Raw genomic sequence first — 15,610 nt, 5'->3', positions numbered from 1 at the left:
TCTTCTTTTCGCTTTGTGCTCTATAAGCGCAAGTTTACGGCAAAGTGCCTGATTTCCCGCCATACTGTCAATAATTGTTGACAGCCATCTTCCTCGAAGCTGCGAACTGTCTTATCATTCCGCTGTTATTGGCTATGAGGGTTACTTTTCCCATGCGTCTTGAAGTGTTTTGTGAAGACCGGCTTGGTCTGACACGTGAGTTGCTTGATTTGCTGGTGCTGCGGGGCATTGACTTACGCGGTATCGACATCGACCCCATCGGCCGAATTTACCTCAATTTTGCGGAGCTGGATTTTATTAGTTTCAGCACGTTGATGGCGGAGATCCGCCGTATCTCTGGCGTGACGGACGTGCGTACTGTGCCGTGGATGCCTTCCGAGCGTGAACACCTGGCACTCAGTGCATTACTTGAAGCGATGCCTGAACCTGTGCTTTCGCTGGACACCAAAAGCAAGGTGGAGTTGGCGAACCCGGCCAGCTGCCAGCTGTTTGGGCAATCGCAGGATAAACTGCGTAATCATAACGCCGGTCAATTGATTAACGGTTTTAACTTCCTGCGTTGGCTGGAAGGTTCACCAGTGGAATCTCATGCCGAGCATGTGGTGATCAACGGCCAGAACTTCCTGCTGGAAATCACCCCTGTGACTCTGGAAGGCGAAAACGCCACGCGCGTGCTGATGGGCGCGGTCGTGATGCTGCGTTCGACCCTGCGTATGGGCCGTCAGTTGCAGAACATGACCAGCCAGGACGTCAGTGCGTTCAGCCAGATAATCGCGGCCAGCCCGAAAATGCGTCACGTTGTCGAGCAGGCTCGCAAACTGGCATTGCTCAGTGCGCCGCTGCTGATTATCGGCGATACGGGGACCGGGAAAGACTTACTGGCGAATGCCTGCCATCTGGCTAGCCCGCGTGCGCAAAAACCGTATCTGGCGCTGAACTGTGCTTCGATTCCGGAAGACGCGGTAGAAAGTGAGCTGTTTGGTCACGCGCCGGAAGGCAAAAAAGGCTTCTTCGAGCAGGCCAATGGCGGCTCTGTGCTGCTGGATGAAATTGGCGAGATGTCGCCGCGTATGCAGGTCAAACTGCTGCGTTTCCTCAACGATGGCACCTTCCGTCGCGTGGGGGAAGATCATGAGATCCACGTCGATGTGCGGGTTATCTGCGCTACCCAGAAAAACCTGGTGGAGCTGGTGCAAAAAGGCCTGTTCCGCGAAGATCTCTATTATCGCCTTAACGTCCTGACGCTGAACCTGCCGCCGCTGCGCGATCGTCCACAAGACATCATGCCGCTGACCGAGCTGTTCGTGGCGCGGTTCGCAGATGAGCAGGGCATCGCTCGGCCAAAACTGGCTTCTGACCTGAATGCCGTGCTGACGCGCTATGGCTGGCCGGGCAACGTCCGTCAGTTAAAAAATGCGGTGTATCGCGCGCTGACTCAGCTGGAAGGCTATGAACTTCGCCCGCAGGACATCCTGCTGCCGGATTACGACACCGCGACGGTGGCGGTAGGCGAAGATGCGATGGAAGGCTCACTGGACGACATCACCAGCCGCTTCGAACGTTCGGTGCTGACCCAGCTTTATCGCAGCTTCCCAAGCACCCGTAAGCTGGCAAAACGGTTGGGCGTGTCTCATACCGCGATTGCCAACAAACTGCGTGAATATGGCCTGAGCCAGAAAAAGGGTGATGAGTAAGGGCCTGGCCCACTGGAGTCAACTGCTGCTGATTTCAGCGGCAGTCTCCGCCATTTTGCTTTATTTCCACCTGCCTGCGGCCCTGTTATTAGGGCCGATGGCCGCCGGGATTATCCTCAGCCTGCGCGGCTCAACCCTCAGCATTCCTCGTCCTTTCTTCCTTGCTGCTCAGGCCGTCATCGGCTGCATGATTGCTCAGACGCTCACTTCCTCCATTCTGGGCGTGTTACTGGCGAACTGGGGCATAGTGCTGGTGATTTTATTCGCCACACTCGGCGCGAGTGCCTTGTCGGGCTGGCTGCTGGTGCGCTACAGCGCGCTGCCTGGCCCAACAGGGGCGTGGGGTTCTTCACCGGGTGGCGCATCCGCCATGGTTGCCATGGCGCAGGATTATGGCGCTGATGTTCGGCTTGTCGCCTTTATGCAGTATTTACGCGTGCTTTTTGTGGCTGGTGCGGCGGCGCTGGTGGTGCGATTTACGATGGGCAATGATGCGCAGGCGTTGAGCCAGGAGATTGTCTGGTTCCCGCCGCTGGATGTGAATTTCGTCTGGACGATAGCGCTCACGGTGGTCGCTGGTGTGCTCGGGCGGCTGAGCCGTTTCCCTTCAGGTGTGATGCTGTTTCCGATGTTGACAGGCGCCGGGCTGCAAACCGGTGGCTGGGTCACGATTGAACTGCCGGAGTGGCTGCTGGCGCTGGCTTATATGGCGATTGGCTGGAGCGTCGGCCTGAAGTTCAGCCGGGCGATTTTTATGCTGGCGCTGAAAACGCTGCCGCAAATCATCGCCTCTATTCTTTGCATGATGCTGCTGTGCTCGCTGATGGCGTTTGGGCTAACCGAACTCTTAGGGTTGGATTTTATGACGGCGTATCTGGCCACAAGCCCAGGCGGGCTGGACACGATTGCCATTATTGCAGCCGGAAGCCATGCGGACATGTCGTTTATTATGGCGATGCAGACACTGCGGTTGTTCAGTATTTTGCTGACGGGGCCGGCGATTGCGCGGCTTATCTCGCGTTATGCGGTGAGAGCTGAAGCGGTATGAAGAGAGCGTCCTGACCCGAAGGCCAGGACAGCAGGATTACGCTTTCAGCGCATCCAGAGCGGCGGTGTAGTTCGGCTCATTGGTGATTTCGTTCACCAGCTCGCTGAAGACCACCGCGTCGTTCTCATCGATAACGACCACGGCACGAGCCGACAGACCTTTCAGTGCGCCATCGGCAATGCCAACGCCGTACTGCTGCAGGAACTCAGGTGCACGCAGGGTGGACAGAGTGATGACGTTGTTCAGGCCTTCCGCGCCGCAGAAGCGGGACTGGGCAAACGGCAGGTCAGCAGAGATGCACAGAACGACGGTGTTATCCAGTTCGGTGGCCAGTTGGTTGAATTTACGCACGGATGCCGCGCAAACGCCGGTATCAATGCTTGGGAAAATGTTAAGCACTTTACGCTTGCCCGCGAACTGGCTCAGTGCGACGTCGGAGAGATCCTTAGCGACCAGTGTGAATGCTGGTGCTTTGGCGCCCGCCTGCGGAATGGAGCCCTGAACGGAAACGGGGTTGCCCTGGAAATGCACAGTTTGTGACATGATTATCTTCCTGTTTACATATAGTTAACGTCGCGGCTAGTGTATGCCAACAATCATAACGACAGCAAATCCTTTTAGTGCTGGTAAATCGAGGTGCAGGGAATGAGAAGTTTGAGAGTGTACGAGGAAGCCTGGCCGCTGCATACACCTTTCGTCATCGCCCGCGGCAGCCGCAGCGAAGCGAAGGTGGTGGTGGTTGAAATTGAAGAAAACGGGGTCAAAGGCATCGGCGAATGCACACCTTATCCACGCTACGGTGAGAGCATCGATTCGGTGATGGCACAGATTGTCAGCATTGGCGAACAGCTTGAAGCAGGTGCGAGTCGCGAAGATATCCAGCACCTGTTGCCTGCTGGTGCAGCACGAAACGCAGTGGATTGCGCGCTGTGGGATCTGCAAGCGCGTCAGGCCGGTAAATCGTTGGCTCAACTGACGAAGGTAGAACTGGCCGAGAGAATCACCACCGCGCAGACAGTGGTGATTGGCACGCCGGACCAAATGGCGAACAGTGCCAAAGCCTTGTGGGAGAAGGGCGCGCATCTGCTGAAGGTCAAGCTCGACGATCACCTGATTAGCGAACGAATGGTCGCTATTCGTGCCGCAGTACCTGATGCCACACTGATTGTTGATGCTAACGAAGCCTGGCACAGCGACGGGCTGGCAGCACGTTGTCAGCTGTTGGCCGATCTGAATGTGGCGATGCTTGAACAGCCATTACCCGCCAGTGAAGATGCCGCGCTGGCGAATTTTATCCACCCGCTGCCAATTTGTGCCGATGAAAGCTGCCACACTCGCGAAAGCCTGGCGAAACTCGCCGGACGCTACGAGATGATCAACGTTAAGCTGGATAAAACAGGCGGATTGACGGAGGCGCTGGCTCTGGCGGCAGAAGCCAAAGCACAGGGGTTTGAAGTGATGCTTGGCTGCATGCTGTGCACCTCACGCGCTATCAGCGCTGCGCTGCCGCTGACGCCAAAAGTACGCTTCGCCGATCTCGACGGCCCAACCTGGCTGGCCGTCGATGCAGAACCGGCGCTACGCTTTGAAACCGGTGCGCTTTATTTGTGAAGTTCAGGATGCCAGTGCAGAAGCCCCGTCATCGCGGCAAGGTATTTCTCGCTGGCTTCATCGGATGAAATCGGCGGGAATTCAGCGGTAATACAATGCAGGCCAATATCTGCACACCAACTGCCGAAGGAACCCGGTGTGGCATAGCCGACGCTGGTCACTAACGGCAATTCAAAGGCGTCAGCCAGCCATTTCCCGAGCACGGTCTGTTGCGGATCTTCAATGCAGGCCAGCGGATCGTGAAACGAAACCACCCAGGATGGGTGAATTTTATGAATCAATTGGCACAGAGCCTCGGTTTCGGGTTCGGAACCGGGGTTGTCGCCTGTCAGTAACACCACATCACGGCTTTCTGCCGAGCTGTTCCAGCGATAGACCGTTTCACCCGCCTTCCAGTTTGCCGCCGGGAAATTCCTGTTGAGGTCAACGCCGTTGGCATTGGCACGCAAGCCTAACTGGCAGCCGTCCGGATTGACGGTCAGCACCACATGGTGGCGACGCAAATCAGGCGCGAGCGTGCGCAGGGCGCAGGAGAGGGTAACAATCGACGAATTTTCATCGCCGTGGGTACCCGCAATAATCAGGCCGGTGTGGTGATCGGCCAGCGGCGCGGGGAACCAGATGAGCGGGGCGCCCAGCAATGAACGGCCGTAATGCTGCGTACCCGGCGGGAACGCGCCGCGCTGTTGACGTGGTCGGGTGAAAGACATACTCATTCCTGCATTATCGTGTTGTTTCTGGCAGTGTTGTGTAAAACCGGCAGATAATCAACGGGTTTACCGTGAGTATTTTCTTACGAATATTTTGCGCAACCGTCAATTAATTGTCACAAGTCGTTTGCAATTCTTCCTGCCGAAACAAATAATTACCCGACTAAGTTGGCAGGGTTTATCTGAATAAAGGGGATCCCATGAAGTTTCCTGTATCGCTTCTGTGTTATGCGCTGGCGCTGGGTGGCGTCTCTTCACTGGCTGTTGCGGCGGAGGTGCCGCAGGGTACCGTTCTGGCACAGCAGCAGACTCTGGTTCGCCATATTAAAGATGAACCCGCTTCGCTGGACCCGGCAAAAGCCGTGGGCTTGCCGGAAATTCAGGTGATCCGTGATCTGTTCGAAGGGCTGGTCAATCAGGGCGGCAAAGGCAATATCATTCCGGGCGTCGCCACAAAATGGCAGACCAACGATAACCGCATCTGGACCTTCACCTTGCGTGATGATGCTAAATGGTCCGACGGCACGCCGGTCACCGCACAGGATTTCGTGTACAGCTGGCAGCGTCTGGTTGACCCGAAAACCACTTCACCGTTTGCGTGGTTTGCCGCACTGGCAGGCATCACCAATGCCCAGAATATTATCGATGGTAAAGCGACGCCAGATAAGCTTGGCGTGACGGCTGTCGATGTTAAAACCCTGCGCGTACAGCTTGATAAACCGTTGCCGTGGTTCGTGAATCTTACCGCTAACTTCTCGCTCTATCCGGTGCAGAAAGCCAACGTAGAAAGCGATCCGAACTGGACGCGCCCTGGCAAGCTCATCGGCAACGGAGCCTACGTGCTGAAAGAGCGCGTAGTGAACGAAAAACTGGTTGTCGTGCCGAATACCAGTTACTGGGATAACGCCAAAACCGTCATCAAACAGGTGACGTTCGTGCCGATTAACCAGGAATCTAACGCCACAAAACGCTACCTGGCGGGCGATATTGATATCACTGAATCGTTCCCAAAAAATCAGTACAAGCAGCTGCTGAAAGACATTCCGGGGCAGGTTTATACCCCGCCGCAGTTGGGAACCTATTACTACGCGTTTAACACGCAAAAAGGCCCGACCGCTGATGCGCGAGTCCGTCTGGCATTGAGCATGACTATCGATCGCCGGATCATGGCGGACAAAGTGCTGGGCACTGGCGAAAAACCCGCCTGGCGTTTCACGCCGGACGTGACCGCAGGCTTTACCCCGCAGTCTTCTGAAATGGAAAAAATGAGCCAGGAAGAGCTGAACGCGCAGGCCAAAACGCTGCTGACGGCGGCGGGATACGGCCCGAACCGCCCACTGAAGCTGACGCTGCTGTACAACACCTCTGAAAACCACCAGAAGATTGCTATCGCGGTGGCCTCAATGTGGAAGAAGAATCTTGGCGTAGACGTGAAGCTGCAAAACCAGGAGTGGAAGACTTATATCGACAGCCGTAACACTGGCAACTTCGACGTGATCCGCGCTTCCTGGGTAGGGGATTACAACGAGCCGTCCACGTTCCTGTCGTTGCTGACTTCAACCCACAGCGGCAACATTTCACGCTTTAACGATCCGGCGTATGACAAAGTCATTAACCAGACCACGCTGGAAACGACCGAAAAAGCGCGTAATGCGGACTATAACGAAGCCGAAAAAATCATTGCTTCTCAGGCTCCGATTGCACCGATATATCAGTACACCAATGGGCGCTTGATCAAACCATGGCTGAAAGGTTATCCGATTGAGAACCCGGAAGACGTGGCGTACAGCCGGACGATGTACATCATCAAACATTGATAACTGTGTCCTTAACGAACCCGGCGACGTCAGCCGGGTTATTTGTCTGAAAACCACGCTATTGCCATGGATAAAGCTCCCGCTGCGAACTACGCTTTAAAAGATAGTCTGGAGTGGGAGGGCTTATGTTGACGCATTCTGAAGCCAAGCGATGGGCGGCAATCATGCTTAAATCAGCACTCTGTGATGGTATGCAGGGCGAAGAAATTGCCCGTCAGGTCCATCTGGTCTGTGATAAACACGGCAAAGAGTGTCTGGAGGAGTTAATCGAAGAAATTTTGATGGAAGCCGGGCGAATTGGTCCTCAGCACAGCGCTGGAGAGTTTAAGCACCATTAATGCCTCTGAGTATAGAAACCGCCTGCGGGCGGTTTTTTTGTGCCTGAACCACAGAAAAAAGCCCGCCGGAGGGCGGGCAAAACAGTTAAAGCAAATTATGCGTTAGCCTGACTCATCAGTCATCAAACTAACTGTGCTATTCTATCGTGTATTCGCAGAGACTTAACCTGACAGAATTCGTAGGGTGCGGTGATTTATGCTGCAAGAACCCGATTTCGTCCGTCATTTTTGGCCTGGTAAAGGGCTTTATCAACACGGCGAAACAGCTCGTCGATAGTTTCTTCTGCCTGATGACGCGCCACACCGATGCTGACTGTGAAAGTGGGCAGGCCGTGTTCCTGCATTTTAGTGACGCTGTCACGTATTGTTTCTGCAATATCCAGTGCGGTATCCAGCCCCGTTCGCGGCAACAGCAGCACAAACTCTTCACCTCCCCAACGGAAAATGAAATCTCCGCTGCGGCAGCTGGCCTCAAGAACACGAGCAAGTTGCACCAGCACTTCATCGCCCAGAAGGTGGCCATACTTGTCGTTAATCGCTTTAAAGTTGTCGGTATCGACGAGCAGTAAACAGTAATCACTTTTCAGGGGCAGATGCTTTGAGGGCTGGCTTTCGGTCAGGGCGTAGAACTGCCGCCGGTTTAACAGCCCGGTCAAGGAGTCTCTCAGGGCAGCATATTCCAGCTCTTGCTCCAGTCGTTTTTGCTCGGTGATATCGTGAATGATGCACAGCATTAGCTTGTCACCGCTGATCATGATCGGCCCGGCATACGTCAACACATGGCGTGTGGAGCCATCCGCCATGCGGTGGACGAAATAGAGCGGTTTGTGTCCACCCGGCAGCCGCGCAATTTCCGCCATCACCGGCAAAACCTGGCGGCCGAGGGTGTTGATTTCCCAGGTATGCTTCTGGCACATCTCTTCCCGACGATAGCCATAGAACCGCAGGGCAGCGATGTTCGCGTCAACAATCAGGCCGTCGCGCGCAGGGTCAATCAGCAGCATCGGCGCGGTGGTGGTGGTGAAGAAACGGTGATAGAAATTATGGCGGCGTGATTTATAGCCTGCACCGTGAGTGGCGATTTCGCTGGCGCCATGTTGGCTATTTGCCCCTTCGAAAAGAATACAAGGTGGCTTATCCGCAAACGCGACGAGCGAGAGCCGGCAGCGCAAGGGGAGTTCGCCAGTGGGGCTGGTGACGGTCCAGATCTCAACCACTTCATGCTTATGCTTAAGATCTGTCAGATACAGTGACAGCCGGGTTTGCGCACAAGCTGATAGCGCCCCAAATCGCAGGGTACTGATTGAGCGCTCGCCGGAGAGCGCTTGAGCAGCATGATTAGCAAACACCAGCCGTTCATCAAAGGGATCAATTATCCAAACGGGCGTAGTCAGGTAATGGTAAGCGGACAGCTCTTCGGGCTTCATGCATTATCTCCTGGTCGTGCACTTGTTTGCCGCTGGCACGTAGTAAACATAATGCATTTTTTACCCTGTCAGGCCTGCTTTTTTTGCCCCGTGGCCAGCTGTTGTGTAACCCCATGATTTTGCATCTGTTCCATTTGCGCCAGCAGTTGAGGGATCGCCTTCGCGGGTAACGGCCGCGCAAACAGAAAGCCCTGCAAATAGCCACACCCCAGGCTGGTTAAGAGCTGCTGCTGGTCCTGCGTTTCAATCCCTTCCGCCACCACGTTCATGTTCATGGAGTGGGCGATGTCGATAATGGTCGCCACAATTTTGACGTTCTTGCTGTTGTCGCGAATATCCCGGACAAAACTCTTATCGATTTTGAGTTCGCGAGCGGGCAGGTTTTTCAGCGTCAGCATGTTCGAGTAACCCGTGCCGAAGTCGTCAATAGAAACCGTAATCCCCAAACGGTTAAAGTCGTTGAGGATCTCAATGCTGCGTTCAAGATTGCGCAGCGCCGTGCTTTCGGTCAGTTCAATGGTCAGGCGTGAAGGCGGCACTGCATGACGTGCCAGCGCGCTGCAAATGGTGTCGTAAATGTCGTATTGCTCAAACTGCGCAGCGGACAAGTTGATGGAAAGGCTCCAGTCATGGTGACCCTGATCGGCCCACTGGCGCAGTTGCAGGCAAGCCTGATCGATAACCCAATAGCCGACAGGAATAATCAGCCCGGTGTTTTCCAGAGTGGGCAAAAACACTTCCGGCAGCAGCACGCCTTTTGCCGGATGATGCCAGCGAAGCAGGGCTTCAAAGCCATAAATGGTTTTCTGCCCGGCACGGTATTTCGGCTGGTACCACAACTCAAACTGGTCTCGCTCCAGCGCCTGGGTTAACTCCTGCAGAAACTCTGCGCCTTCCCAGGCTTTTTGGACCATTTCGGGGTGATAAATCGCCCAGCCGTTACGGCCTTGCTGCTTGATGTTGTACATCGCGGTGTCGGCTCGCAGCTTCAGTTCCTGCAGGGTTTTGCCGTGCTCAGGATAGAGGCTGATCCCCGCGCTGAGCGAAACCTGCAAAATCTGCCCGGATTCATAGAAAGGGCGACGAATGCTTTCCACGAGACGTGAAGCCAAATCCTCAACATCGCCCTGACTGGCACCCGGCACCAGCAAAATAAATTCATCACCACCGAGTCTGGCAAGCGTCATTTTAGGTGTCAGGCAGGCGCTGATTCGATTGGCGACGGAGACCAGCAGGTGATCGCCAACGTGATGGCCCCAGGCATCGTTGACCAGTTTGAAGCGGTCAAGATCCATAAAAATCAGCGCGAAAGGCGCGAGGGTAATTTGCGACTGCTGCAAACAAGCTTCAAGCCGTAAATCAATCTGACTGCGGTTGGCAAGACCGGTCAGTCCATCAAAACGCGCCTGCTGTTCAAGCTGCTGGTTCAGTTGCTGCAGATTTTCCGTCAGACGATTAGTCCGCAGTTGCGAATCCACCATAGAAATGATCAGCATCACGCCAAGGATGGTCAGTGTCACGGCTGAAACCCAGATAGAAAGGCCCAGTTCGCTGACGCCGCCGTTCATGTAATGTCCATTGCCCATGAACTCTGCGGCACTCATACCGGTATAGTGCATAGCCGCAATGGCGATGCCCATCACGACGGCAGCCGTCATGCGATTGATCAACGCCCCTTTACTGTTGAGCCTAAGGCTGAAGGCCAGCCAGAGGCCGACGCCAGACGCGACAATGGCGATGATCACCGATAACACGACGAGACCGTAATTCCAGTCGATGCCATCATCCATCATCAGCGCAGCCATGCCGACATAATGCATCACCACCACGCCGCTGCTGAGGATGGCCGTGGCGAGACATAGACGCTTAAGGGAAAGGATATTGCCATTCACGGCGATATTGATAGACAACGTGGCGGCAACAATGGCGACCAACAATGAAAAAGCGGTGATCGCCAGATCGTAATGCATCATCATCGGCATTTTCATCGCCAGCATGCCAATAAAGTGCATCGACCAAATTCCAATCCCGAGCGTAGCACCCCCGGCAATACGCCAGAAAAGGGCGGCATTTTTAGTGGACGCCGCAATTTTGGCGGCACTGTCCAGCGCCACAAATGACGCAATAAACGCTACCAGAAACGAAATGCCGACCAGAACCGGGTCCCACGAAACGTACAGCATCATGCAATCCACGTCTTTTTAAGGTTGTTAAAGTAATGTAACAGCAAATTCAGGGCGGGTGCTATTGAAATAAAAGTGAAGAAACCCCGTATTTCTGTTGATTGATGAACGATTAACCGAAGGTCGTAAAAACGCATAAACAGCGTTACATTTCCGCTCAGATAGTTAAGTATTACTTAATTACGATAAAGCACCAATAACATCAATCACGTTTTGCGGGATAGTTAATAAAATATTGTGCTTGTTTTTGGTGTAATCTGAGTTAATTTCAGCGTTATATTCTGGCGGCTCACGCCAGCGTCAGATAACTATTTTGCTAAAGCGAAACTCCCCCTTTTAAACGGCGAATAGTAGTTTCTCCCGGAAAGCGTATTGAAATAGCGGGGGCGGGTGCTATAACCATATCACCCCTCCGAGTGTCTTTGTGAGTCTGATTATGCTTAGAAATATTAGTGTCAGAACCTTCATATTGATGTTTTTACTGGCAGTTTTCATTGTCGTTGATATTTTGGATGTCCTCCTTGCGGCGAATGCTGCTGTGCTTTTAATGTTTAATATCAGTTGGGTGATTGCGATCTCGTTATTATGGCTTTATATGACGAAGTACCTCGTTACACCTATTAATGCGGTTAAAAAGAGTATTGATGAAGTCACGTCCGGTAATCTTTCTGTCAACATTCCAGAATTTGGTAATAACTGTGCCGGACGCCTTATTCCTGGAATAAATAATCTGTCGAGTAATATCTCTACTCTGGTGTCAGAAATTCGCGCTTCGTCGCAGACGGCGATGACGCTTTCTGAGCAATTAGCCAACCGCAGTGCGGAATTGTCGGTGAAAACGGAACAGCAGTCTGCAACCCTGATGCAGACGGCTTCCAGCATGGAAGAAATTGCCGCCAGTACCAAAAACAATGCTGAGAATACTCGCCTCGCCAGCGAGCGTGCCGGTGACGCGACGCTGTGTGCCCGTAAAGGTGGCGATTTGATGGTCGATGTGGCCACCAACATGCAATCGATAACGGACTGTGCCAAACAGATGGCGGAAATCATTACGCTGATTGACGGCATAGCCTTCCAGACGAACATTCTGGCTCTGAACGCGGCGGTAGAAGCAGCCCGTGCAGGCGACCACGGGAAAGGTTTCTCGGTGGTGGCGGGTGAGGTTCGTAATCTGGCACATCGCAGCGCAGAAGCCGCGAAGAACATCAAAACGCTGATCAGTGTGACGAATGATAACGTGACACAGGGGGCGAATATCGTGGCGGAAGCGGAAAAAAACATGCAGGAAATTGTCTCGGGTTCAGGCTTATTAAGCAGCCTGATGGAGCAAATATCTTGCTCTACATTGCAACAGGAAAAAGGCATTGAACAAATAACGCTCGCGTTATCTGAGCTGGAAAAAGTGACTCAAAGTAACGTGGCGGTCGTTGAGGAACTGGCTGGATCGTCTGATGTGCTTAAACATCAAGTGGTCGAGCTTCAAACCCGCACGCGTAATTTCCGTCTCGGTAATGAAGTCTCTCAGGAAATGGCTCCTGTGGTGCAGGAGAGACCTAAAGTTGTGCCTGCTGTGAGCAATGAGCAAAATTACTGGCATTCGTTCTAATCATCTAATCCTCATTATTCCTTCAGGCCTGGTTATCCAGGCCTTTTTTTATCGCCCACATCCCCCGCGTTCATTCTTGTTAACGATTTGTTTGTTGCTGCCGACGATGTGCTGCCAGATAATTCCGCTTTCGTGAGCAAATTCAGTGCCATGCCTGAAGCGTCTATTGCTTAATGATGTGTCGACGCTAGACTCAATGGCATGTGTGAAGATTAACGGAGGCGCTGTGGAAGCCATTAAGGGAGCCGATGTGAATGTACCTGATGCGGTGTTTGCCTGGTTACTGGACGGTAAAGGCGGAGTCATTCCGCTGCAGGATGAGCGCGCGATCGATAAAGAGAACCCGTGCTGGCTGCATCTGAACTATACCCATCCCAAAAGCGCCGAATGGCTGGCGACGACGCCGTTGCTGCCAAACAGTGTCCGTGATGCACTTGCGGGTGACAGCTTGCGTCCAAGGGTGACGCGAGTCGGTGAGGGGACGCTGATTACGCTGCGTTGCATTAACGGCAGCACCGATGAGCGGCCAGACCAGCTGGTCGCGATGCGTTTGTATATGGATGAACGGCTGATTGTCTCAACCCGCCAGCGCAAAGTGCTGGCGCTGGATGACGTGGTAAAAGACCTGGAAGAGGGCACCGGCCCGACAGATTGCGGCGGCTGGCTGGTGGATGTCTGCGATGCGCTGACCGATCATGCCAGTGAGTTTATCGAAGAGTTACATGACCGCATCATCGATCTGGAAGACAACCTGCTTGACCAGCAGGTGCCACCGCGGGGTTTCCTCGCATTATTACGAAAACAATTGATTGTGATGCGTCGTTATATGGCGCCGCAGCGTGATGTGTACTCGCGTCTGGCCAGTGAACGCTTTGCGTGGATGACCGACGATCATCGCCGCCGAATGCAGGACATTTCCGACAGACTAGGCCGCGGGCTGGATGAAATTGACGCCTGCATCGCGCGAACGGGCGTGATGGCCGATGAAATCGCGCAGGTCATGCAGGAATCGCTCGCCAGAAGAACTTACACCATGTCACTGATGGCGATGGTTTTTTTGCCCAGCACCTTCCTGACAGGGCTGTTTGGTGTCAACCTGGGGGGCATCCCTGGCGGTGGCTGGCAGTTTGGTTTCTCGCTGTTTTGCATCGGACTGGTGGTCCTGATCGGGGGTGTTACATGGTGGTTGCATCGCAGTAAATGGTTGTAAAATTACACAATTACGACCTCAAGCGAGCTTAAAAAAGCGGCTAAATTTGAGCGAAGTCAATAAACACATCCCCCATTCAGGGCAATATCTCTCTCGCAGGTGAATGCAACGTCAAGCGATGGGCGTTGCGCTCCATATTGTCTTACTTCCTTTTTTGAATTACTGCATAGCACAATTGATTCGTACGACGCCGACTTAGATAAGTCGGCTTTTTTTTGCCTTTTTTTCCTGAACGACCAAGCTTAACACTCACCCGAAATGCTCGGAGGCAAACATGACTGCACGAATGAGCGACCCCATCCCAACGGATCCCGTTCCTGTGCCCGATCCCATCCCAAGACCCCAACCGATTCCAGAGCCGCCGCTCGACCCTGATCCGCATCCGATTATGTTTGGCTTGCGGTAGAAGTAAAAAGCCCTCCATTCGGAGGGCTTCAGACTGCTGACAAAGAAGGAAAAAGCGTGGTTTTTCCTTCTTTGTGGTTATCAGCCGAAAATCAATAAATTGATTTTCCTTGTTTCTTATCAGGCACCCTATGACAAATCTTCATTCGTTAGAGGTTTGTCATCACTCTCAAGCCCTCCATTCGGAGGGCTTCGTGTTATTTGATTTCGACGATATCGAGTCGGTTGGCGAGAATGTCGGTTTCCTCGTCTTCCGGCTTCCAGCCTGCTGGCTGTAGCGGGATATCTTCCCGGTCAAACGCCAGGTCGCCGCCGTTCACTACCTCAGCGCCGTGTGTCAGTCCTTTGAAGTCGAACATCTCGGTGTCGCACAGGTGAGAAGGGACCACGTTCTGCATCGCGCTGAACATCGTTTCGATGCGCCCAGGATAACGTTTATCCCAGTCACGCAGCATGTCGCCGATGACCTGACGTTGCAGGTTTGGCTGTGAACCACAGAGGTTGCACGGAATAATCGGGAACGCCTTCGCTTCGGCGAAACGTTCAATGTCTTTCTCACGGCAGTAAGCCAGCGGACGGATAACAATATGCTTGCCATCGTCGCTCATCAATTTCGGTGGCATGCCTTTCATTTTGCCGCCGTAGAACATATTCAGGAACAGAGTCTGCAGGATGTCGTCGCGATGGTGACCGAGAGCGATTTTGGTCGCGCCCAGTTCTGTCGCCGTGCGGTAAAGAATGCCGCGACGCAGGCGAGAGCAAAGAGAACAGGTGGTTTTGCCTTCTGGAATTTTCTCTTTAACGATGCCGTAGGTGTTCTCTTCAACAATCTTGTACTCGACACCCAGTTCTTCAAGATAGGCCGGGAGAATGTGTTCCGGGAAACCAGGCTGCTTCTGGTCAAGGTTGACGGCAATCAGGCTGAAGTTAACCGGGGCGCTTTGTTGTAAATTGCGCAAAATCTCCAGCATCGTGTAGCTGTCTTTGCCGCCAGAGAGGCAAACCATAATGCGATCGCCTTCCTCAATCATGTTGAAGTCAGCAATGGCTTCGCCCACGTTACGACGCAGACGCTTTTGCAATTTGTTCAGGTTGTATTGGTCTTTCTTACTAATATCTTGATTTTGCGACATTTAATGATGGCTCGGGTCGTTTGTAAATGGCAACCAGCGTCAGGGAGACTGACAAACATCGGGATTCACGACGGATTGTAGCAATAATCTGTGGCAGCCAGGACGATAATCTGGCGTGTATGGTACGGATTACGGTGACGAATGCCAGCCCTGAATGATGTCGCAAGGTGTTTATCTGCCAGATTGCCGGTCATGGCTGATGGGCTGCATCAGCTCTTTTAGCAGCGCGTAACGTTCGTCAGGGGTTAGCCAGAACTTTGGCTGTGTCCGGCACTTTCTGCCAAAAAGCGCGCATTGTCTTGAGGTAACTCTCTATGTTTTTGCTCATGATGTGATCTCCTGTGAGGGGGATATCACAGTAATGAATAAAAACGGATGGGTTGAAAAGTAGACTTCCGGGTTTGTAGTGAGAGAGTTCTCGATATATT

General features: G+C 53.3%; 12 protein-coding genes and 1 pseudogene. 8 read left to right on the top strand and 5 right to left on the bottom strand.

Annotated features, from left to right (window positions below; translation table 11 throughout):
- Positions 1-152 precede the first annotated feature (152 nt).
- A complete protein-coding gene (gene tyrR, locus ACLW56_RS00290; RefSeq protein ID WP_330981823.1) occupies positions 153-1,694 on the top strand; it encodes a transcriptional regulator TyrR in 1,542 nt (513 codons plus the stop codon).
- Entirely contained in the window at positions 1,687-2,742 is a 1,056-nt protein-coding gene (locus ACLW56_RS00285; RefSeq protein ID WP_330981822.1) for an AbrB family transcriptional regulator, read from the top strand. The genes tyrR and ACLW56_RS00285 overlap by 8 nt, the downstream gene beginning before the upstream one ends.
- A gap of 36 nt (positions 2,743-2,778) precedes the next feature.
- Here ACLW56_RS00285 and tpx read toward each other — a convergent pair whose 3' ends face one another.
- On the bottom strand, positions 2,779-3,285 hold the full coding sequence (gene tpx, locus ACLW56_RS00280; protein ID WP_330981821.1) for a thiol peroxidase: 507 nt from the start codon (positions 3,283-3,285) through the stop codon (positions 2,779-2,781).
- A gap of 102 nt (positions 3,286-3,387) precedes the next feature.
- Here tpx and ycjG point away from each other — a divergent pair, with 102 nt between their 5' ends.
- Positions 3,388-4,353: an L-Ala-D/L-Glu epimerase gene (gene ycjG / locus ACLW56_RS00275; RefSeq protein WP_330981820.1), complete on the top strand. Its 966-nt coding sequence runs from the start codon at positions 3,388-3,390 to the stop codon at positions 4,351-4,353.
- On the opposite strand, the gene mpaA is transcribed toward ycjG, so the two are convergent.
- The gene (gene mpaA / locus ACLW56_RS00270; protein WP_330981819.1) at positions 4,344-5,063 is read right to left on the bottom strand and encodes a murein tripeptide amidase MpaA; all 720 of its coding nucleotides are present in this window, start codon (positions 5,061-5,063) and stop codon (positions 4,344-4,346) included. The two genes, ycjG and mpaA, sit on opposite strands and share 10 nt — an antisense overlap.
- A 200-nt stretch (positions 5,064-5,263) precedes the next feature.
- On the opposite strand from mpaA, the gene ACLW56_RS00265 reads away from it, so the two are divergent.
- A complete protein-coding gene (locus ACLW56_RS00265) occupies positions 5,264-6,880 on the top strand; it encodes a peptide ABC transporter substrate-binding protein (RefSeq protein WP_330981818.1) in 1,617 nt (538 codons plus the stop codon).
- A 125-nt stretch (positions 6,881-7,005) separates the two neighbouring features.
- Positions 7,006-7,218 (top strand): hypothetical protein, encoded by a 213-nt coding sequence (locus tag ACLW56_RS00260; protein WP_330981817.1) that lies wholly within the window; start codon positions 7,006-7,008, stop codon positions 7,216-7,218.
- Between the two features lie 194 nt (positions 7,219-7,412).
- On the opposite strand, the gene ACLW56_RS00255 is transcribed toward ACLW56_RS00260, so the two are convergent.
- Positions 7,413-8,645: a sensor domain-containing diguanylate cyclase gene (locus ACLW56_RS00255; RefSeq protein WP_330981816.1), complete on the bottom strand. Its 1,233-nt coding sequence runs from the start codon at positions 8,643-8,645 to the stop codon at positions 7,413-7,415.
- A 68-nt stretch (positions 8,646-8,713) separates the two neighbouring features.
- Entirely contained in the window at positions 8,714-10,828 is a 2,115-nt protein-coding gene (locus tag ACLW56_RS00250) for a putative bifunctional diguanylate cyclase/phosphodiesterase (protein ID WP_330981815.1), read from the bottom strand.
- 547 nt (positions 10,829-11,375) lie between these two features.
- Between ACLW56_RS00250 and ACLW56_RS00245 the strand changes: the two genes are divergently transcribed.
- From ACLW56_RS00245 to ACLW56_RS00235, 3 genes and pseudogenes are all read left to right on the top strand, one after another.
- Positions 11,376-12,434 carry a methyl-accepting chemotaxis protein gene (locus tag ACLW56_RS00245; RefSeq protein WP_415377420.1) on the top strand — a complete coding sequence of 353 codons (1,059 nt, stop codon included), beginning with the start codon at positions 11,376-11,378 and terminating at the stop codon, positions 12,432-12,434.
- 226 nt (positions 12,435-12,660) lie between these two features.
- Positions 12,661-13,644 carry a zinc transporter ZntB gene (gene zntB / locus ACLW56_RS00240; RefSeq protein ID WP_330981814.1) on the top strand — a complete coding sequence of 328 codons (984 nt, stop codon included), beginning with the start codon at positions 12,661-12,663 and terminating at the stop codon, positions 13,642-13,644.
- A 274-nt stretch (positions 13,645-13,918) separates the two neighbouring features.
- Positions 13,919-14,023, top strand: a pseudogene (locus ACLW56_RS00235) (hypothetical protein); the annotation flags it as partial.
- Positions 14,024-14,246: 223 nt separating this feature from the next.
- Here ACLW56_RS00235 and ttcA read toward each other — a convergent pair.
- Complete coding sequence (gene ttcA, locus ACLW56_RS00230; protein ID WP_330981813.1) at positions 14,247-15,182, bottom strand: tRNA 2-thiocytidine(32) synthetase TtcA; 936 nt, start codon at positions 15,180-15,182, stop codon at positions 14,247-14,249.
- Positions 15,183-15,610: the final 428 nt, after the last annotated feature.

Source organism: Pantoea sp. sgz302252, from assembly GCF_047713085.1.
Lineage (GTDB): Bacteria > Pseudomonadota > Gammaproteobacteria > Enterobacterales > Enterobacteriaceae > Scandinavium.
This window is presented reverse-complemented; position numbering and strand designations above follow the sequence as displayed.